19 protein-coding genes and 1 tRNA gene are annotated in these 19,294 nt (G+C 65.7%); 17 read left to right on the forward strand and 3 right to left on the reverse strand.

The window, feature by feature from the left end; all coding sequences use genetic code 11:
* Window positions 1-434: PhnE/PtxC family ABC transporter permease (locus tag U1E69_RS15935; RefSeq protein WP_322245379.1), on the forward strand; the 434-nt coding region annotated here is incomplete at its 5' end.
* Between the two features lie 174 nt (window positions 435-608).
* Window positions 609-1,283 carry a chloramphenicol acetyltransferase gene (locus U1E69_RS15940; protein ID WP_322245380.1) on the forward strand — a complete coding sequence of 225 codons (675 nt, stop codon included), beginning with the start codon at window positions 609-611 and terminating at the stop codon, window positions 1,281-1,283.
* On the opposite strand, the gene phnF is transcribed toward U1E69_RS15940, so the two are convergent.
* The gene (gene phnF / locus U1E69_RS15945) at window positions 1,274-1,984 is read right to left on the reverse strand and encodes a phosphonate metabolism transcriptional regulator PhnF (RefSeq protein ID WP_322245381.1); all 711 of its coding nucleotides are present in this window, start codon (window positions 1,982-1,984) and stop codon (window positions 1,274-1,276) included. The genes U1E69_RS15940 and phnF overlap by 10 nt on opposite strands.
* A 112-nt stretch (window positions 1,985-2,096) precedes the next feature.
* Here phnF and phnG point away from each other — a divergent pair, with 112 nt between their 5' ends.
* The 7 genes from phnG (at window position 2,097) to phnN (ending at window position 7,220) form a co-directional block, all read left to right on the forward strand.
* The gene (gene phnG, locus U1E69_RS15950; protein ID WP_416200296.1) at window positions 2,097-2,546 is read left to right on the forward strand and encodes a phosphonate C-P lyase system protein PhnG; all 450 of its coding nucleotides are present in this window, start codon (window positions 2,097-2,099) and stop codon (window positions 2,544-2,546) included.
* Window positions 2,543-3,118: a phosphonate C-P lyase system protein PhnH gene (gene phnH, locus U1E69_RS15955; protein WP_322245383.1), complete on the forward strand. Its 576-nt coding sequence runs from the start codon at window positions 2,543-2,545 to the stop codon at window positions 3,116-3,118. The genes phnG and phnH overlap by 4 nt, the downstream gene beginning before the upstream one ends.
* Window positions 3,118-4,224 carry a carbon-phosphorus lyase complex subunit PhnI gene (locus U1E69_RS15960; RefSeq protein ID WP_322245384.1) on the forward strand — a complete coding sequence of 369 codons (1,107 nt, stop codon included), beginning with the start codon at window positions 3,118-3,120 and terminating at the stop codon, window positions 4,222-4,224. Before phnH ends, U1E69_RS15960 begins: the two co-directional genes overlap by 1 nt.
* 111 nt (window positions 4,225-4,335) lie before the next feature.
* On the forward strand, window positions 4,336-5,229 hold the full coding sequence (locus U1E69_RS15965; RefSeq protein WP_322245385.1) for an alpha-D-ribose 1-methylphosphonate 5-phosphate C-P-lyase PhnJ: 894 nt from the start codon (window positions 4,336-4,338) through the stop codon (window positions 5,227-5,229).
* A 5-nt stretch (window positions 5,230-5,234) separates the two neighbouring features.
* Window positions 5,235-6,011, forward strand: a complete 777-nt coding sequence (gene phnK / locus U1E69_RS15970; RefSeq protein ID WP_416200298.1) for a phosphonate C-P lyase system protein PhnK — start codon at window positions 5,235-5,237, stop codon at window positions 6,009-6,011.
* 4 nt (window positions 6,012-6,015) lie between these two features.
* Window positions 6,016-6,699, forward strand: coding sequence for a phosphonate C-P lyase system protein PhnL (gene phnL, locus U1E69_RS15975; protein ID WP_322245387.1), 684 nt, complete (start codon window positions 6,016-6,018; stop codon window positions 6,697-6,699).
* Window positions 6,696-7,220, forward strand: coding sequence for a phosphonate metabolism protein/1,5-bisphosphokinase (PRPP-forming) PhnN (gene phnN, locus U1E69_RS15980; protein ID WP_322245388.1), 525 nt, complete (start codon window positions 6,696-6,698; stop codon window positions 7,218-7,220). The genes phnL and phnN overlap by 4 nt, the downstream gene beginning before the upstream one ends.
* Here phnN and U1E69_RS15985 read toward each other — a convergent pair.
* Window positions 7,202-7,882, reverse strand: a complete 681-nt coding sequence (locus tag U1E69_RS15985; protein WP_322245390.1) for a DUF1045 domain-containing protein — start codon at window positions 7,880-7,882, stop codon at window positions 7,202-7,204. The genes phnN and U1E69_RS15985 overlap by 19 nt on opposite strands.
* Before the next feature lie 95 nt (window positions 7,883-7,977).
* Between U1E69_RS15985 and U1E69_RS15990 the strand changes: the two genes are divergently transcribed.
* On the forward strand, window positions 7,978-9,123 hold the full coding sequence (locus tag U1E69_RS15990) for an alpha-D-ribose 1-methylphosphonate 5-triphosphate diphosphatase (RefSeq protein WP_322245391.1): 1,146 nt from the start codon (window positions 7,978-7,980) through the stop codon (window positions 9,121-9,123).
* An 82-nt stretch (window positions 9,124-9,205) separates the two neighbouring features.
* Here U1E69_RS15990 and U1E69_RS15995 read toward each other — a convergent pair.
* Window positions 9,206-9,290, reverse strand: a tRNA-Leu gene (locus U1E69_RS15995).
* 153 nt (window positions 9,291-9,443) lie between these two features.
* Between U1E69_RS15995 and U1E69_RS16000 the strand changes: the two genes are divergently transcribed.
* The 7 genes from U1E69_RS16000 to gltB all read left to right on the forward strand — a co-directional run bounded on the left by U1E69_RS16000 (window position 9,444) and on the right by gltB (window position 19,289).
* A complete protein-coding gene (locus U1E69_RS16000) occupies window positions 9,444-10,430 on the forward strand; it encodes a complex I NDUFA9 subunit family protein (RefSeq protein WP_322245392.1) in 987 nt (328 codons plus the stop codon).
* A gap of 3 nt (window positions 10,431-10,433) precedes the next feature.
* Window positions 10,434-11,234 (forward strand): undecaprenyl-diphosphate phosphatase, encoded by an 801-nt coding sequence (locus U1E69_RS16005; RefSeq protein ID WP_322245393.1) that lies wholly within the window; start codon window positions 10,434-10,436, stop codon window positions 11,232-11,234.
* Between the two features lie 162 nt (window positions 11,235-11,396).
* Window positions 11,397-12,833: an NAD(P)-dependent oxidoreductase gene (locus U1E69_RS16010; RefSeq protein ID WP_322245394.1), complete on the forward strand. Its 1,437-nt coding sequence runs from the start codon at window positions 11,397-11,399 to the stop codon at window positions 12,831-12,833.
* Between the two features lie 49 nt (window positions 12,834-12,882).
* Entirely contained in the window at window positions 12,883-13,623 is a 741-nt protein-coding gene (locus U1E69_RS16015; protein WP_322245395.1) for a hypothetical protein, read from the forward strand.
* Window positions 13,620-14,309: a hypothetical protein gene (locus tag U1E69_RS16020; protein ID WP_322245396.1), complete on the forward strand. Its 690-nt coding sequence runs from the start codon at window positions 13,620-13,622 to the stop codon at window positions 14,307-14,309. The genes U1E69_RS16015 and U1E69_RS16020 overlap by 4 nt, the downstream gene beginning before the upstream one ends.
* Window positions 14,299-14,742 (forward strand): GFA family protein, encoded by a 444-nt coding sequence (locus tag U1E69_RS16025; RefSeq protein WP_322245397.1) that lies wholly within the window; start codon window positions 14,299-14,301, stop codon window positions 14,740-14,742. The genes U1E69_RS16020 and U1E69_RS16025 overlap by 11 nt, the downstream gene beginning before the upstream one ends.
* Before the next feature lie 11 nt (window positions 14,743-14,753).
* Entirely contained in the window at window positions 14,754-19,289 is a 4,536-nt protein-coding gene (gltB, locus tag U1E69_RS16030; RefSeq protein ID WP_322245398.1) for a glutamate synthase large subunit, read from the forward strand.
* Window positions 19,290-19,294 lie beyond the last annotated feature (5 nt).

Consider the following 19,294-nt stretch of genomic DNA (forward strand, 5'->3'; position numbering starts at 1 on the left):
TGATCTGGACCATTATCCTGTCCCGCGCTTTCGGGCCGGGTCCGATGACCGGCGCCATCGCCATCGCGATCACCGATGCGGGCACCTTCGGCAAGACCTTCTCGGAAGCGCTGGAGAACATCGACGAAAAGCAGGTTGAGGGCATCCAGTCCACCGGCGCGAACAGCCTGCAGCGCGCCCGCTTCGGGGTCATCCCGCAGATCACGCCGGTCCTGTTGTCCCAGATCCTCTACTACCTGGAATCAAACACCCGCAGCGCCACGGTGATCGGTGCGATCGTCGGCGGCGGGATCGGTCTCCTCCTGACCCAGGCCATCATCACCCAGAAGGACTGGGAGGAAGTTGCCTATTACATGGTCCTGATCGTCCTGATGGTCATGCTGATGGACAGCCTCTCCGGCTGGCTGCGCCGCAAGCTGATCAAGGGGGCATGACCGGCCGCCCGACGCCTGCCTTTCATACTGCCGCAAATATCCCCGCCGGAGGCTCCCCGGCCGCCCCAGGCTCCGCCGCCGAAAACCGGGCTCTGACAGCCCCACCCGCGCCCTCTCTCCCTCGGGGAGAGGGCCGGGGTGAGGGGCTGCCACCAGGAACAAGGTCAAGACATCATGAACGCCCACCAGCAACCCCTTGAAACCATTGCCACCGATCCGCCCAACCAGCCTGGACCGCGCCTTTCCGCCGACGGCGCGGTGATCCATGCCGACTGCCAGATCGTGAATTCCAGCTTCGCCCCCTGGACCGAGGTCGGCGCAGGCTCCCGCGTCCTGAATTCCACTTTCGAGGCCTATGCCTACTGCGACCGCCTGTCGGACATCGCCAACACCACGGTCGGCAAGTTCGCCAACATCGCCGCGATGACCCGGATCGGCCCGACGGATCACCCGATGGCGAACGCCAGCCTGCACCACTTCCTTTACCGGTCCTCGTACTACTGGGACGACATCGCCGACGATGCGGACTTCATGGCCCATCGCGCCAGCCGCCGCACCGTGATCGGCCCCGACACCTGGCTTGGCCACGGCGTCATCGTGAAGCCCGAGGTCTCCATCGGCGCGGGCGCCGTCATCGCTTCGGGCGCGGTCGTGACCAAGGATGTGCCACCCTACATGATCATGGCCGGTATCCCGGCCCAACCGCTCCGCCCCCGCTTCGGCCCCGGCATCGCCGACCGTCTGATGGCGCTGGCCTGGTGGGACTGGAGCCACGACCGCCTGCGCGCCGCCCTGATGGACTTCCGATCCCTGAAGGCCGAGGCGTTCCTGGAGAAATATCAGGGCTGATCGGCAACCGTCAGTGTGACCCGGTCGCCCGCGAACCAGGTCGTGCCCAGTTCGACGGGCACACCCTTCGGGTCCACGTTCACCGCCAGCGTCCGCATCACCGGCGCGCCGGGGCGCACCGCCAGCGCCAGCGCCAGCACCGGGTCGGCCAACTGCGCCGTCAGACGCGTTTCGGCCCGGGTATAGTCAGTCAGCCCTGAAGCAGCCAGTGACCGGGTGATCGACCCGGTCTCGCGAACCGAGGCCAGAAGGTCGGGAAACCGGCCACCCGGAAAGACTGACCGGAACACCGCGATCGGCTGCCCATCGGCCAGCGAGACCCCTTCGACCACCTGCACCGGATCGCCCACCTTCAGCCGCAGCGCCCTCGCCTCGTCGGCATCGCAGGGCCGCGTCTCGGTCCGGCTGATCCGCCGCGACGGAGTTTGGCCTGCCGCCAGCACGTTCTGGTGAAACCGCACCCGACGGCCCAGGGGATAATCCGTCGGCCGCTGCGCCACGAAGACGCCCGCCCCTTGCCGGGAATGGACCAGACCCCGCTCTGCCAGGGCGGCAAGCGCGTGGCGGACCGTGTGGCGGTTCACCCCGAACCGCGCCGCAAGCGCCGCTTCGGTCGGCAGGCGGTCACCGGGGCGATAGTGCCCGGCAGCAATCTCTTCCGTCAGGGTGCCCGCGATGGCGGACCAGATGGCTTCTTTCAACGTCTTATCCTGTCATGAAAAATTCACAACTCTCCGGTTGGTCCCGGGCCGTCTGTCGGGTATTATTTGTATAGTTGTATAGGTAGATAGACAACCCCCTCAACCTGTCGAGATGAAAATGACCGACGCTTCCCCTTTGGCCCGCAAGACCTGGATGGCCATGCTGGCCAAGGCCCCGGCTGTCCGGCTGGCTGCGCTGCTGCCTGACCTTCCGCCACACACCGTCCTGCGCCAACCCGAGATTGGTGCGGTGATGGTCCGGGGGCGGATCGGCGCGACCGGGGCTGCGTTCAACCTGGGCGAGATGACGGTGACCCGCGCTTCGGTCCGGCTGGCCTCGGGCGAGGTTGGGCATGCCTGGGTGCAGGGCCGCGACAAGGGCCATGCGCTGCGGGCCGCGGCTGTTGACGCGCTGATGCAGACCGATGCGGCCACCGATCTGACGTCCCACGTCCTGCAGCTGCTTCAGGCCGAAGCGGGGGCCGCCCGTTCGGTCCGCGCCGAAAAGGCCGCAGGCACCAAGGTCGACTTCTTCACCCTGGTCCGCGGAGAGGACAAATGATCGCCGCATCCGACGCGCTTGCCGGTGGCTTCACCGAGGCCCCGCTCCAGTCCGCCCGCGCCTTCCGCGAAATCCTTGAGGCGATGGCGCGCCCCGGCACGATCCGCCGCGTCGCCGGGGCGCACCCCCCCGCACCGCTGTCCCCGGCAGCCGGGGTGGCGCTTCTGGTCCTGACCGACCCGACGACGCGTCTGCATCTGGCGGGCGGCGCGGATTGCCCGGCGGTCCGCGACTGGGTTGCCTTCCACATCGGCGCGCCGCTTGCCGCCGCCGAAGACGCCGACTTCGCCCTGGGCACCTGGGATGACCTGCACCCCGTCACCCGCTTCCGCATCGGCCAGCCTGATTATCCTGACCGCTCGGCCACCCTGATCGTCGAATGTGACCGGCTCGTGCCCCACGGCCCCGCGCTGACCGGCCCGGGGATCGAGACGGCGACCTGGCTCAACTTGCCCGAAACCGCCGCGTTCCGCGCCAACCGGGCGCTGTTCCCGCTGGGCTTCGACACGCTTTTCACCGCCGGCGATCACATCGCCGGACTTCCCCGTTCCACCCGCGTGGAGGCGATCTGATGTATGTGGCCGTCAAGGGTGGCGAACGCGCCATCGACAATGCGCACCAGTGGCTGTCCGAGGAACGCCGGGGCGACCCTGCCGTGCCAGAGCTGACCATCCCGCAAATCCGTGAGCAGATGGCCCTGGCGGTGAACAGGGTCATGGCCGAAGGCTCGCTCTACGACCCCGACTTGGCCGCGCTGGCGATCAAGCAGGCGCGGGGCGACCTGATCGAGGCGGTCTTTCTGATCCGCGCCTACCGCACCACGCTGCCGCGTCTGGCTGGATCGAATCCCGTGGATACCGGCGCGATGGCCGTGGACCGGCGCATCTCGGCCACGTTCAAGGACTTGCCGGGTGGCCAGGTGCTGGGGCCGACTTTCGACTACACCCACCGCCTGCTGGATTTTGCCCTGATGGCTGAAGGCGCTGCGCCGGACACGGGGTCACCCTCTCCCCTGGGGGGAGAGGGGCGGGGTGAGGGGGAAACCCGCGTGCCCCACGTCACCAGCTTTCTGAACCGCGACGGGCTGATCGAGACCGCCGACCCGTCCGACTTAACCCCCCCCGACCTGACGCGCGAACCGATGGAACTGCCCGCCGACCGCGCGCTTCGCCTGCAGGCGCTGACCCGTGGGGATGAGGGGTTTGTTCTTTCCATGGCCTACTCCACCCAGCGCGGCTACGGCCGGACCCATGCCTTCGTGGGTGAGTTGCGCATCGGCACTGTGGCTGTAGAGGTCGAGATCCCCGAACTGGGCTTTGCGGTGGAAATCGGCGAGATCGAACTGACCGAATGTGAAACCGTGAACCAGTTCAAGGGCAGCCGGACCGAACCCCCGCAATTCACTCGCGGCTACGGCCTCGTCATGGGTCAGTCCGAACGCAAGGCCATCGCGATGAGCCTCGTCGACCGCGCCCTGCGCTGGCAAGAGCTGGGCGAGGACTTCACCGGCGCCCCGGCGCAGGATCAGGAATTCGTCCTGATGCACTGCGACAACATCCAGGCCACAGGGTTCCTCGAACACATCAAGCTGCCGCACTATGTCGACTTCCAGGCCGAGCTGGAGCTGGTCCGCAAGCTGCGGGCCGAGGCGATGGCGCTGCAGGAGGCGGCGGAATGACTTACCGCCACCACAGCGGCGCGAAGCCAAGGACCGCGATGCCGACACACATCCAGGCGATGGTCGAGATGTCCATGATCATGATGCACACTCCTTTCGGAGGCAATTCCCATGCGTGACGCCGGTTCCCAGGCGGAGGCCTACAACTTCGCCTATCTCGACGAACAGACCAAGCGGATGATCCGCCGCGCGATCCTGAAGGGGATTGCCGTGCCGGGCTATCAGGTGCCCTTCGCCAGCCGCGAGATGCCGATGCCCTACGGCTGGGGCACGGGCGGGGTGCAGGTGACGGCGGCGTGCCTGGTGCCCGAGGACAGGCTGAAGGTCATCGACCAGGGTGCCGACGACACGACGAACGCGGTCAGCATCCGCCGCTTTTTCCAGCGCACGGCGGGGGTCGCGGTGACCGAGTCCACGCCCGAGGCCACGGTGATCCAGACCCGCCACCGCATCCCGGAAACCCCGCTGACCGATGGCCAGATCCTGGTCTACCAGGTCCCGATCCCCGAACCCCTGCGATTCCTGGAACCGCGCGAAACCGAAACGCGGAAAATGCACGAGCTGGAGGAATACGGGCTGATGCACGTCAAGCTGTACGAGGACATCGCGCGCCACGGCCAGATCGCGACCTCCTACGCCTATCCGGTCCGCGTCGAGGGGCGCTATGTGATGGACCCCTCGCCCATCCCCAAGTTCGACAATCCGAAACTGTCCGGCAACCCGGCGATCCAGCTGTTCGGCGCAGGGCGCGAGCAGCGGATCTATGCGCTGCCGCCCTGGACGAAGGCCGTCAGCCTGGATTTCGACGACCATCCGTTCGAGACCTCGAAGGCTCCCCACGACTGCGACCTGTGCGGGGCCAGGGACAGCTACCTCGACGAGGTGATCACCGACGACGCGGGCGGGCGGATGTTCGTCTGTTCGGACACCGATTTCTGCGCCGGGCGACGGGCGCGGGGGATGAAAGGGCGGCTTTGGGCGCCCGAGCCGGAGGACGTGGCATGACGGTTATGGAAAAGCTTGTGGCGACCGACCAGCCGTTGCTGCGGGTCGATGGCCTGACCAAGCGCTATGGTCCCCGCATCGGCTGCGCGGATGTGTCCTTCGACCTGTTCCCTGGCGAGGTCCTGGGGATTGTCGGTGAAAGCGGGTCGGGCAAGTCGACGCTGTTGTCGTGCCTTGCGGGCCATCAGCGCGCGGATCTGGGCCGGATCAGCTATGACGGCCGCGACGTGCTGGCGATGCCCGAGACGGAACGCCGCCGCCTTTCCCGCACCGACTGGGCCTATGTCCACCAGAACCCGCGCGACGGGTTGCGGATGGGCGTCAGCGCGGGCGGCAATGTGGGCGAAAGGCTGATGGCCGTCGGCGCACGGCATTACGGCGACATCCGGGGTAAAGCGGTGGACTGGCTCGGTCGGGTCGAGATCGCGGCGGACCGGGTCGACGACCGGCCCTCGGCCTTTTCCGGCGGGATGCAGCAAAGGTTGCAGATCGCGCGGAACCTGGTGACGGGGCCGCGGCTGGTGTTCATGGATGAACCCACGGGCGGCCTTGATGTCAGCGTTCAGGCGCGGCTTCTGGACCTGTTGCGCGGCTTGGTCCGGGACCTTGGCCTTAGCGTCATCATCGTAACCCATGACCTTGCCGTCGTCCGCCTGCTGGCGCATCGGCTGATGGTGATGAAATCGGGCCGGGTGGTGGAACAGGGGCTGACCGATCAGGTGCTGGACGATCCGCAGCACGCCTATACCCAGCTGCTCGTTTCCTCTGTCCTGCAGGTGTAACCCCATGATCCATATCGAGAACCTGTCGAAGTCCTTCACGCTGCACAACCAGGGCGGCACGGTGATCCCGGTCATGGCGGGCGCGTCGCTGACTGTCGCGCCTGGCGAATGCGTGGGCCTGACCGGGCAGTCGGGTGCGGGCAAATCCACCCTGATGCGCATGGTCTACGGCAACTATCTGACCGCCGGGGGAAGTCTGATGGTCGGGGACACCGATGTCGCCACGGCCCTCCCGCGCCAGATCATCGCGCTGCGCCGCCACACCTTGGGCTACGTCAGCCAGTTCCTGCGTGTCGTGCCCCGTGTCCCCACGCTGGATGTGGTGGCAGAGCCGCTCCTCGCCCTTGGCACCCCTGTCGACCAGGCGCGCGACCGTGCCGCAGACCTTCTCAAGCGCCTCAACATCCCCAAACGGCTCTGGACCCTCTCGCCCACCACCTTTTCGGGCGGCGAGCAGCAGCGGGTCAACATCGCGCGGGGCTTTGCCCACACTTACCCGGCCCTTCTCCTCGACGAGCCCACCGCCAGCCTTGATGCCGCCAACCGCGAGGTCGTGCTGACGCTGATCGAAGAGGCCAAGGCGCGTGGGGCGGCGATCCTGGGGATCTTTCACGACGAAGGCGCGCGGACGCGGGTCTGCGACCGGATTGTCGATGTGACCGGCTTCACGCCACGGCTTGCGGCATGATCTTCGCGATCGTCGGCCCTTCGGGTGCCGGGAAAGACACGCTGATCCGGGGGGCGCTTGCCGCTCGTCCCGATCTGCGCATGGTCCGCCGGGTCATCACCCGACCGACCGAAGCCGGGGGCGAGGACTTCGAAGGCGTCACCTCTTCAGAGTTTGCCCAGCGCCAGATGCGCGGCGACTTTGCCCTGACCTGGACGGCACACGGGTTGTCCTACGGCATCCCGAAATCGCAGGTCACTGCCCCTGGCGATGTGATCTTCAACGGCAGCCGCGCGGCCTTGCCGCTGGCCGCAACGGTCTTTCCCGGCCTGCGCGTGATCCTTGTCACCGCCCCGGACATCGTGCTTGCCGCCCGGCTTGCCGCCCGGGGTCGCGAGAACGCCGAGGACATCCGCGCCCGCCTGTCGCGTGCCGCGTTCGAGATGCCCGAGGGCATCGCGTTTCAGACCGTGGTGAACGACGTGACGCCCGAGATCGGCACGGCCCGCCTTCTGGCCGCCCTTCAGCCGGTAAGGGCGTAGCGGTGCAGCAGGTGGAAACGACCGCCGCGGTCTTCGCCGAACAGGCACAGGTCCTCGATCACGAAGGGGCGCGGCAGGACCGGGGCGAAGAAGTCCTCCAGCGCCGCGCGGACAGGTTCGGGCTCGGCCAGCCGGTCGGTCAGGGTCAGATGGAAGCGGAACTCCTCCATCACATGCGGATAGCCCCAGTGCTGCAGCAATTCACGCTGGCGCGGGGACAGCTGATCCGGGCGGCGACGGGCGATCTCGGCCTCGGTCAGGGCGGCGCGCAGGGGGTTGGTGGCCTCGACCACCGCGGCCCCAAGGTCAAGCAGCGCCGCCTCGCAGCCAAGCGGGGTCAGTGCGACGAAACCGTGCAGGGTTTCGGCCTGCAACCCGGTGCAGACGACCGGCGCAAGGCGCGCGGCAAGACCGGCCACGCAGTCCTGAACCGCCGCTTCGGTCACGCCTTCGGCAAGCCGGAACGGGGCGCGGATCGTGCCGTGGAAGCCATATCGGCGCGGCTCGGCGGTGATGGCGTGCGGGTCGCCGATCCCGGCAAGCACGGGCTGCGGCAGGTTGTTGCCGTTCGCTGGGTCGCGGCCCAGCCATTCGTTCGCGCGAAAGGCAAACGGCCCCTCGGGCGGGGCGTAGTAGACGGCGTAGCGGGCGATCTGGTCCATGCGCGCCGGGGTACTCAGGTTTTGTCACATTGGTGTGACGGGACAATGTCACCAGAGGCCACCGCAGCGCGGGCCGCAAGACAATCGAGGACGACATGACACGCGAGACCATCCTTGCCAACGCCACCCTGGTCCTGCCGGGCGAGACCCTGCGCGGGACCGTGCGGCTGGTTGACGGCAAGATCGCCGATATCGCGCCCGGTAGTGCGGTCCCGCAGGGGGCCGAAGACTGCGGCGGCGATCTGGTGATGCCCGGCCTGATCGAATTGCACACCGACAATCTGGAGCGCCACATCGAGCCGCGTCCCAAGGTCGACTGGCCCCACGCCGCCGCGATCATCGCGCATGACGCCGAGCTGGCCAGTGTCGGCATCACCACCGTCTTCGACGCCCTGCGCGTGGGGTCCGTCGTCTCGAACGCCAAGGCCAACTACGGCGAATACGCCCGGGCACTGGCGGACGAGATCCTGGGCCTTCGCGACCAGGGCGCGCTGAAGATCAGCCATTTCCTGCATCTGCGGGCCGAGGTCTGTTCCGAAACGCTGGTCGAAGAGCTGGACAAGTTCGGTCCCGCCGACCGGATCGGGATCGTCAGCCTGATGGACCACACGCCCGGAGAGCGGCAGTTCCGCGATGTGACGCAACTGCGGAAATACGTCATGGGCAAGCACGGCATGAGCGAAGCCGAGTTCGAGACGCATATCGCGGTGCAAAAGGACCTGTCGGCGCGCAATGGCGCGGTGCACGAGGCCGCCGCCGTCGCCGCCGCGCGTCGCTATGGCGCAGTGCTGGCCAGCCATGACGACACCGACGTCGGCCATGTTGCGCGGTCAGCCGAACACGGCGCGCATTTCGCCGAGTTCCCGACCACGGTCGAGGCAGCACAGGCCTGCAACGACCACGGCATCAAGGTGATGATGGGCGCGCCCAACCTGATCCGGGGTGGCAGCCATTCGGGCAACGTGGCGGCCTCGGACCTGGCCCGGGCCGAGCTGCTGGACATCATCTCGTCGGACTATGTCCCCTCGTCGCTGTTGTCGGCGGCCCTGATGCTTGGGGACCTGTGGGGCGACCTTGCCCGCGGGATCGCGACGGTGACGTCGGCGCCGGCCCAGGCTGTCGGGTTGTCGGACCGTGGCAGGGTGGAAGTCGGGGCGCGGGCCGACCTGGTGCGGGTTGCAAGGATCGGTACCGCTGGCGCATTGCGCGGGGTCTGGGCCCAGGGCCTGCGGGTGGCGTGATCGCCCCGGCCCCTGTTGCGCGTGGGCCTGGAAAACAAAAACCCTGCAATCGGAACCGATTGCAGGGTTTTTCTGGTAGGGATGGTGCCCAGAAGAGGACTCGAACCTCCACGCCTTGCAGCGCTGGTACCTGAAACCAGTGCGTCTACCAATTCCGCCATCTGGGCACTGATGGGCGATGTAACGGCCCGGTTTGACAGAGTCAACGGCCCCTTGCGCAAATTTCTTGTTGCCGCTTTGGCCTTGCCCGTCGGGGGCGGCGCAGTTATTCATCGGCCCAGTTTCCGGCGTCTTTCAGGCGCCCGTGAAGGAGTGCGCGCATGAGCAAGCTGGTCACCATCATCGGCGGTTCGGGCTTTGTCGGCCGCTACATCGCTCGTCGATTGGCGAAAGACGGGTGGCGGGTTCGCGTGGCCGTGCGCCGTCCGAACGAGGCCTTGTTCGTGCGCCCTTACGGTGTGCCCGGCCAGGTCGAGCCGGTGGCCTGCAACATCCGCGACGATGCCAGCGTCCGCTCGGTGATCCGGGGTGCGGATGCGGTGGTCAACTGCGTGGGTGTGCTGAACGGGGTCGGCGCGAACACGTTCGACGCGGTTCAGGCGGAAGGCGCCGGCCGGGTCGCGCGGATCGCCGCCGAGATGGGTGTCGGGCGGCTGGTGCAGATCTCGGCCATCGGGGCTGACGCGCAGTCCGACAGCGCCTATGCCCGCACCAAGGGCGAGGGCGAGGCGGCGGTTCTGGCGGCTTTCCCGACGGCGGTGATCCTGCGTCCCTCGATCATCTTCGGGACCGAGGACCAGTTCTTCAACCGCTTTGCCGCGATGACCCGGATGGGCCCGATCCTGCCCGTCGTGGGGGCGAACACCCGGTTCCAGCCGGTCCATGTGGACGACGTGGCGCAGGCTGCGGTGAAGGCTGTGAATGGAGAGGCCGCGCCCGGCGTCTATGAACTTGGCGGGCCCGAGGTCGATACTTTCCGCGGTTTGATGGCCCGGATGCTCAAGGTGATCCAGCGCCGTCGCGCGGTGGTGAACATGCCGTTCTTCGTGGCCCGGATCATGGGCTTCGGCTTTGATATGATCCAGGCCGTGACGCTGGGGCTGATCGAGAACAAGATGATCACCCGCGACCAGGTGCGCAATCTTGCGCGCGACAACGTGGTCTCGCCGACCGCGCGCGGCTTTGCCGACCTTGGGATCACCCCCACAGCGATGGAGGGGGTTCTGCCGGAATACCTGTGGCGCTATCGCGCGTCCGGCCAGTATGCGGCGATCAAGGATTCGGCCAAGAATCTCAAGAAGGTCTGAGGGTTGGGCAACACTCTGACCGCAGCCTTCCTGGGCCTTCTGGAAGGCCTGACCGAGTTTCTGCCCGTCTCTTCGACGGGTCACCTGCTGCTGGCAGGGCATTTCCTTGGCTTCCAATCAGCCGGTCGCACCTTCGAGGTGGTGATCCAGCTGGGCGCGATCCTGGCGCTGTTTTCGGTCTATGCGACGCTGATCCTGCGGCTGTTCCTGCGGGCGCGGCATGAGGATGCTGCGCGGAGGTCGCTTGTGTCGCTGTTGCTGGCGTTTCTGCCCGCCGTGGTGGTCGGTGTCCTTGCGCATGGCTTCGTGAAGTCGGTGCTGTTCGAGACGCCGATGCTGATCGCCGTCGTGCTGATCCTGGGCGGGTTCGTCCTTCTGGTGATCGACCGCATCGCGCCGACGCCGGTCCACCATGACGCGCTGGCCTTGCCGTTCAGCAAGTCGCTGGCCATCGGGTTTTGTCAGACCCTGGCGCTGGTCCCCGGCGTCTCGCGGTCGGGGGCGACCATCGTGGGGGCCCTGTTGATGGGGGTCGAGAAGCGGGCCGCGGCCGAGTTCTCGTTCCTTCTGTCCCTGCCGACGATGGGCGCGGCGGTGGTCTTTGACCTGTACAAGAACCGCGATGTTCTGGACTTTGCCGCAGTATGGGACATCGCCGTCGGCTTCGCAGTCGCCTTTCTGACCGCGGCCGTCGTGGTCCGCTGGGTGCTGAACTACATCAGCAAACATGGGTACGCCCTGTTCGGTTGGTGGCGAATCATCGTGGGGTCCATCGCCCTGACGGCGCTTTTGCTGGGTTACTAGCGAAGTTCGGAAACCATACTGACCTAATTCAGCACGAAAATGTCGGCTTTGCTGCCGCATCTGCTGAAAAAGCGATAAATAGGTAAGCATTGCTGACTTTTCATGTCAGCAGAACGGTTGTATCCCGTCGGTCCCGGAAGAACTCGCAAGGGACGCTAGGTTATGGCCACGCAGAAGATGCTGAAATTCGTCACCGTCGGGAAAGAGATGCCCGAGAAGCGTGACGCATCCTCGCGCGCGCAGGATTTCCACGAGATTTACCGGGAGTACGCGGATCGCAAGGCGGCCGAGCAGGCCAGCCGCTGCAGCCAGTGTGGCGTGCCCTATTGCCAGTCGCACTGCCCCTTGCACAACAACATCCCCGACTGGCTGAAGCTGACCGCCGAGGGCCGTCTGCAGGAAGCCTACGAGATCAGCCAGGCCACCAACACCTTCCCCGAGATCTGCGGCCGTATCTGTCCGCAGGACCGGCTTTGCGAAGGCAACTGCGTGATCGAGCAGTCGGGTCATGGCACGGTGACCATCGGGTCGGTCGAGAAATACATCACCGATACGGCGTGGGAGGAGGGCTGGGTCAAGCCCATCCGTCCCCATGCGGAACGGGCGGAATCCGTGGGCATCATCGGCGCGGGGCCGGGGGGACTTGCGGCGGCGGACATGCTGCGGCGTCAGGGCGTGCAGGTCACGATCTACGACCGCTATGATCGTTCCGGCGGGCTGATGACCTACGGCATCCCCGGCTTCAAGCTGGAGAAGGATGTGGTGGAGCGTCGGAACGCTCAGCTTGCGGACGGGGGCGTGAACTTCGTCCTCAACTGCAACGTGGGCGAGGACATCACCTTTGACGCGATCCGGGGTCAGCATGATGCGGTGCTGATCGCGACGGGCGTCTACAAGGCGCGGGACATCGAGGCTCCGGGCGTCGGGGCGCGCGGGATCGTGAAGGCGCTGGACTATCTGACGGTGTCGAACAAGCAGGGCTTCGGCGACGATGTGCCGGAGTATGAGAGCGGTGAGCTGAACGCCAGCGGAAAGCGCGTGGTGGTGATCGGCGGCGGCGACACGGCGATGGACTGCGTGCGGACGGCGATCCGGCAGGGGGCCTTGTCGGTCAAGTGCCTCTATCGTCGCGACCGGGCGAACATGCCGGGGTCGCAGCGCGAAGTTCAGAATGCCGAGGAAGAAGGCGTTGAATTCGTGTGGCTTTCCGCGCCCAAGGGGTTCACTGGCGGGACCGAGGTCGACGGCGTGATGGTGCAGAAGATGCGCCTTGGAGCGCCGGATGCCACGGGCCGCCAGACGCCCGAGATTATCGAAGGCGCCGACTATGTCGAACCCGCCGATCTGGTGATCCAGGCTTTGGGCTTCGAACCTGAAGACCTGCCGACCCTCTGGGGCGTGCCAGAGCTGAAGGTGACCCGCTGGGGCACGATCAAGGCCGATTTCCGCACGCATGAGACCAGCCTGCCGGGCGTCTACGCGGCGGGGGATATCGTGCGGGGCGCATCGCTGGTCGTCTGGGCAATCCGCGATGGCCGCGAGGCGGCAGAGGCGATCCTGTCCTATCTGGCCCAGACCGGAGCAGTGGCGGCAGAGTAGTCTTCTTTCCATCTTCCTTGCGCCTTCCTTCCGTCTCTACGCGCGGTCGATGCAGGAAAACTTAAACGTCAGGATACGTGACCTGATTAGTGGTGAAGCGATGCGGTTGGCCTTCCTTCCTTGTCTGACGGTGTGCTCTGCCTCTCTGGCGGCGGCGGACGGTTCGGCCCTCCGCCCGGAGAGCTGCAGCCGCCTGGCGACCGCGCAGTACGACGATTGCAGTGTGGCGAATGTCTTTCGTTGCGCCGATGGGGCTCCGGCCTTCTGGATAGAAAGCAGGGATGCTTATGGCCTGACGGTCGAGACCCGAAATCTGAACCACGGGTCGGTAATGTGGGATCTTGTCGGGCAGGGCATGGTCGTTCGTCTTGATCAGTCCAAGGCACACCCGCGCGATACGATCCAGAACGGCAGGGCGGAAGACCGCATCGTGGGCGAGCTTGAGCTTTTCGGCAGGACGCAGCCGATCAGCGGCGAAACCAGCTATGGCTATTTCGGTGAAACCACTGTCCTTGCCGGTGAAACCTTCGCGCGCATTACCTTTTCCGGAGTGATCAGAATGCCTCCGCCGGTGCCAGACATTGATGGTGGGGGGCTGTTTCTGTACAGCGACCGGCTTGACCTGCTGCTGGAAGAAGAAGTGCGCGTCGATCTTGAGACGGGGTCCAGCGTGTACCGTCTGACGCGGTTGGCGCTGTCTGGCCAAGCTGGATTCGGCGACGAGACGCCACGAGACGGCTGCGGCGAGATCAGCGGCCTGTCACTCCCAGGCAGTGAGGTGACGGGATGAAGCGCGTTCTGGTCCTTCTGGCGCTAAGCCCAACCCCTTCCCTCGCCGGGACCTGGGACGCCCCCGTTGGCTGCGAGGTGTTCATGACCGTGCAGTCCAAGGCCTGCCGGGTGTCCCACTATTACCGCTGCTCGGCCGACCAACCAGGCGACCAGTGGCGCGTCGATCTGGATCAGGAGGGGCCGTTCTTCTATTCGAAGATCGACGCCGAGGGGCAGTGGCTGGAAAGCTATGACCCCGTCAAACAGGTGCTGGACCCCAACCCTGCCGATGCGGCCAGCATGTCCGAGCTGATCGGCGAAGGTGTGGACACCTGGAGTTTCAGCCTGTCGAAGGAAGACGGGACGGGCTCTCGCGCCGAGGGGTATGATCGGTTGACCGGGCAAAGCGTGGTGATCGACGGGATCACGCTGCAAGAGACCGAGGTCGACTTCACCGAGTATGATCTGTCGGGCAACGCCCTGCGCCGGTCGCGTGGCAACGAATACGTCCACCCTGAATGGCGGCTGTTTTTTGCCGGTCCCGGCGGGACCGACCTGGGCGACGGGCAATGGCTGCCGATCGACGGCTCGCCGGTCCAGTTCGTCTTTCCGGGCGAGGACGGGTTCCTTTCGTCCCAGCCGCTTTACGATTGCGATGCCCTGACGGCCTCGCTGCCCGTTTGGAGGGTCAGCCATGAGCCTTGAGCGTGAGGGCGGATGCCTCTGCGGCGCGGTGCAGTTCAAGGCGCGGCTGACGGGGACGAATTTCGGCGTCTGTCATTGCCCGATGTGCCGGAAGTGGACCGGCTCGGCGCTCTTGGGGATCACGGTGCCCGAGGGGAATGTCGAATGGACAGGGGCCGAACATATCGCGCGCCGCCAGTCCAGTGCCTGGGGCGAACGGGCGTGGTGCGTGGAGTGCGGGTCGGCCCTGTGGTTCCGGGTAACGGTGGATGGGCCGTACTCGGGCAACCTGGAGCTGCCGGTAGGCACGTTCGACGATGCGAGCGGGCTGACCATGACGAATGAGATCTACATCGACCACAAGCCCGACAGCTATGCCTTCGCGGGCGAGGGTCGGAACGTTTTGACGCGAGCGCAGTGCGTGGAGAAATTCCCGCTTCTGGCCAGTGAATGAAGGGGAAAGCCATGACCTATGATGATGCCTGGGTGAAGGCCGAAGAGGAAAAGCGCGCCTGGCTGGATGCGAACGGGCTGTACAAGACCGAGGATGAGCATTCGTCCTGCGGGGTGGGGCTGGTTGTCTCGATCAGCGGCAAGCCCAGCCGCAAGGTCGTGGAGAACGGCATCAACGCGCTGAAGGCGGTCTGGCACCGGGGCGCGGTGGATGCGGATGGCAAGACCGGCGACGGGGCGGGGATCCATGTGCAGATCCCGGTGCGGTTCTTCTATGACCAGGTGCGGCGGACGGGGCATGAGCCGGACGTGAACAAGCTGATCGCGGTGGGTCAGGTGTTTTTGCCGCGGACGGACTTTGGTGCTCAGGAACGCTGCCGGACCATCGTCGAGACCGAGGTCCTGCGGATGGGGCACTACATCTACGGCTGGCGGCATGTGCCGGTGGATGTCTCGGTCCTGGGCGACAAGGCGAACGCGACGCGGCCCGAGATCGAGCAGATCCTGATCCGCTGCGACAAGGACATCGACGCCGAGGCGTTCGAGCGCGAGCTGTACATCATCCGCCGCCGGATCGAGAAGGCAGCGACGGCGGCGGGCATCCAGGGGATGTACCTGTGCAGCCTTAGCTGCCGGTCGATCATCTACAAGGGGATGATGCTGGCCGAGCAGGTGGCGACCTTCTACCCCGACCTGATGGACGAGCGGTTTGAATCCGCCTTCGCGATCTACCACCAGCGCTATTCGACGAACACCTTCCCGCAGTGGTGGCTGGCGCAGCCCTTCCGCATGCTGGCCCACAACGGCGAGATCAACACGCTGAAGGGCAACGTCAACTGGATGAAGTCCCACGAAATCCGCATGGCCTCGAACAACTTTGGCGAGGCGGCAGAGGACATCAAGCCGATCATTCCGGGGGGGACCAGCGACTCGGGTGCCTTGGACGCGGTGTTCGAGGTGCTGGTGCGGTCGGGGCGGTCAGCACCGATGGCGAAGACGATGCTGGTGCCAGAGGCCTGGTCGAAGCAGACGGTGAACATGCCCAAGGCCTGGGCCGACATGTATTCCTACTGCAACTCGGTGATCGAGCCGTGGGATGGTCCGGCGGCTTTGGCGATGACCGATGGTCGCTGGGTTTGCGGTGGCTTGGACCGCAACGGTCTGCGGCCGATGCGCTATGTCGTGACGGGTGACGGCCTTCTGATCGCGGGGTCGGAGGCTGGCATGGTGCCGGTCGATGAGTCGACGATCCGCGAGAAGGGCGCTTTGGGGCCGGGGCAGATGATTGCCGTCGATATGGTCGAGGGGAAGCTCTTCCACGACACCGAGATGAAGGACAAGCTTGCCGCCTCGCAGCCCTACAGCGAGTGGGTGGGCAAGATCGTCGACCTGAACAGCCTGCTGCGGGACATCCCGGAGACGCAGACCTTTACCGGCGGCGACCTCCGCAAGCGCCAGATCGCGGCGGGGTTCACCATCGAGGAGTTGGAGCAGGTCCTGGCCCCGATGGCCGAGGACGGGAAAGAGATGGTCGCCAGCATGGGCGATGACACGCCCCCTGCAGTGCTGTCGTCGGTCTATCGGCCCCTCAGCCACTACTTCCGGCAGAACTTCAGCCAGGTGACGAACCCGCCGATCGACTCGCTTCGCGAGGGGCGCGTCATGTCCTTGAAGACGCGGTTCGGCAACCTGCGGAACGTGCTGGACGAGAACAACTCCCAGACGGAAATCCTGGTGCTGGAAAGCCCCTTCATCGCGAACCGTGAGTTCGACGTGATGGTGCAACGCTTCGGCGATCAGGTGGCGTTCATCGACTGCACCTTCCCGGTGGGCGAGGGGCTGGATGACCTGCGGCAGGGGCTGGAACGCATTCGGGCCGAGGCGGAGGATGCGGTGCGGTCTGGTGCCGGGCAGCTGGTGCTGACCGATGAGCATCAGGGGCCGGACAAGGTCGGGATGCCGATGATCCTTGCCACCTCGGCTGTTCATTCGTGGCTGACTCGCAAGGGGCTGCGGACGTTCTGTTCGATCAACGTGCGGTCGGCAGAGTGCATTGACCCGCATTACTTTGCGGTGCTGATCGGGTCGGGTGCGACGACGGTGAACCCCTATATCGCGCAGGATTCGATTGCGGACCGGATCGACCGGGGGCTCTTGGATGGCTCGCTTACCGACGCGATGCGGCGGTATCGGGATGCCATCGACGCAGGGCTCCTCAAGATCATGTCGAAGATGGGGATTTCGGTGATCTCCTCCTATCGCGGTGGTCTGAACTTCGAGGCGGTGGGGCTGTCCCGCGCCATGGTGGCCGAGTATTTCCCGGGGATGCAGTCGCGCATCTCGGGGATTGGTCTCACGGGCGTGGAGCAGAAGCTGGAAGAGGTCCACGCCCGCGGCTGGCGCGGGGGGGCGGACGTGCTGCCGATTGGCGGCTTCTACAAGGCGCGGCGGTCGGGCGAAAAGCACGCCTGGGAAGCGCAGACGATGCACATGTTGCAATCGGCCTGCGACCGGGCGTCTTATGATGTGTGGAAGCAGTACTCGGCCGCGATGCGGGCAAACCCGCCGATCCACCTGCGGGATTTGCTGGACATCAAGACGCTGGGCAAGCCGGTGCCGATTGAGGAGGTCGAGTCGATCACCTCGATCCGCAAGCGGTTCGTGACGCCGGGGATGTCTTTGGGCGCTCTCAGCCCCGAGGCGCACAAGACGCTGAACGTGGCGATGAACCGGATCGGAGCGAAGTCGGACAGCGGTGAGGGCGGCGAGGACCCGGCGCATTTCGTGCCGGAGCCGAACGGGGACAACCCGTCCGCCAAGATCAAGCAGGTTGCCTCCGGGCGCTTTGGCGTGACGGCGGAGTATCTGAACGCCTGTGAGGAGCTGGAGATCAAGGTCGCGCAAGGGGCCAAGCCCGGTGAGGGCGGCCAGTTGCCGGGGATGAAGGTCACGGCGCTGATCGCCCGGCTGCGGCATTCGACGCCGGGGGTGACGCTGATCAGCCCGCCGCCGCACCACGATATCTATTCGATCGAGGACCTCGCGCAGCTGATCTATGACCTGAAGCAGATCAACCCGCGCGCCAAGGTGACGGTGAAGCTGGTGTCTTCGTCGGGTGTCGGGACTATTGCGGCAGGCGTGGCGAAAGCGAAGGCTGACGTGATCCTGATCAGTGGCCACAACGGCGGGACGGGGGCTTCTCCGGCGACGTCGATCAAGTATGCCGGCCTGCCGTGGGAGATGGGCCTGACCGAGGCGCATCAGGTTCTTGCCATGAACAACCTGCGCGAGCGGGTGACTTTGCGCACGGACGGGGGTCTGCGGACCGGGCGCGATATCGTCATGGCGGCGATGATGGGGGCCGAGGAATACGGCATCGGCACCGCCGCGCTGATCGCGATGGGCTGCATCATGGTGCGGCAGTGCCAGTCGAACACCTGCCCGGTGGGCGTCTGCACGCAGAACGAGGCACTGCGGGCCAAGTTCACCGGATCGGCGGACAAGGTGGTGAACCTCATCACCTTCTACGCGCAGGAAGTGCGGGAGATTCTGGCGTCGATTGGTGCAAGGTCGATGGATGAGATCATCGGGCGGGCCGACTTGCTGACGCAGGTCAGCCGTGGCGCGGCCAACCTCGATGACCTTGACCTCAACCCGATGCTGATCAGCGTCGATGGGGCGCGGGCGATCACCTATGACCGGACCAAGCCCCGGAACGCCGTGCCGGACACGCTGGACGCCGAGATCATCAAGGACGGTCACCGCTTCTTTGAAGACGGCGAGAAGATGCAGCTGTCCTACGCGGTGCGGAACACTTTGCGGACCATCGGGACGCGGGCCTCTTCGCATATCGTCAAGAAGTTCGGGATGCGGAACGCGCTGCAGCCCGACCATCTGACGGTGAAGCTGACCGGGTCTTGCGGTCAGTCGCTTGGGGCGTTCTCGGTGAGGGGTCTCAAGCTGGAAGTGCAGGGCGATGCCAACGACTATGTCGGCAAGGGGTTGTCGGGCGGCACGATCACGGTGCGGCCGCTGATGTCCTCGCCCCTGAAGGCCGAGGAGAACACGATCATCGGGAACACCGTTCTGTACGGTGCGACCGACGGGTTCCTGTTCGCCTCCGGTCGCGCGGGGGAGCGTTTTGCGGTGCGGAACAGTGGCGCTTCGGTGGTCGTGGAAGGCTGCGGGTCGAACGGGTGTGAATACATGACCGGCGGCGTCGCGGTGATCCTGGGTCGGATCGGTGCGAACTTCGGGGCGGGGATGACGGGCGGGATGGCCTATGTCTACGACCCCGAAGGCGTGGCCGAGGACTTCATGAACCTGGAGTCGATCCTGACCTGCGCGGTGGAGCATCCGCACTGGGAGATGCAGCTGAAGGGCCTGATCCAGCGCCATCTGGACGAGACTGGCAGCCGCATCGCCGAGCGTATCCTTGGCAACTGGGACCGCGAGCGGCTGAACTTCCTGCAGGTCTGCCCGAAGGAAATGGTGGACCGGCTGCCCTATCCCTTGTCGGACGAAGTGGCGAAGGTTCCCGCCGAGTAAGGCCC

This window comes from Tabrizicola sp., assembly GCF_034366665.1.
Lineage (GTDB): Bacteria > Pseudomonadota > Alphaproteobacteria > Rhodobacterales > Rhodobacteraceae > Tabrizicola.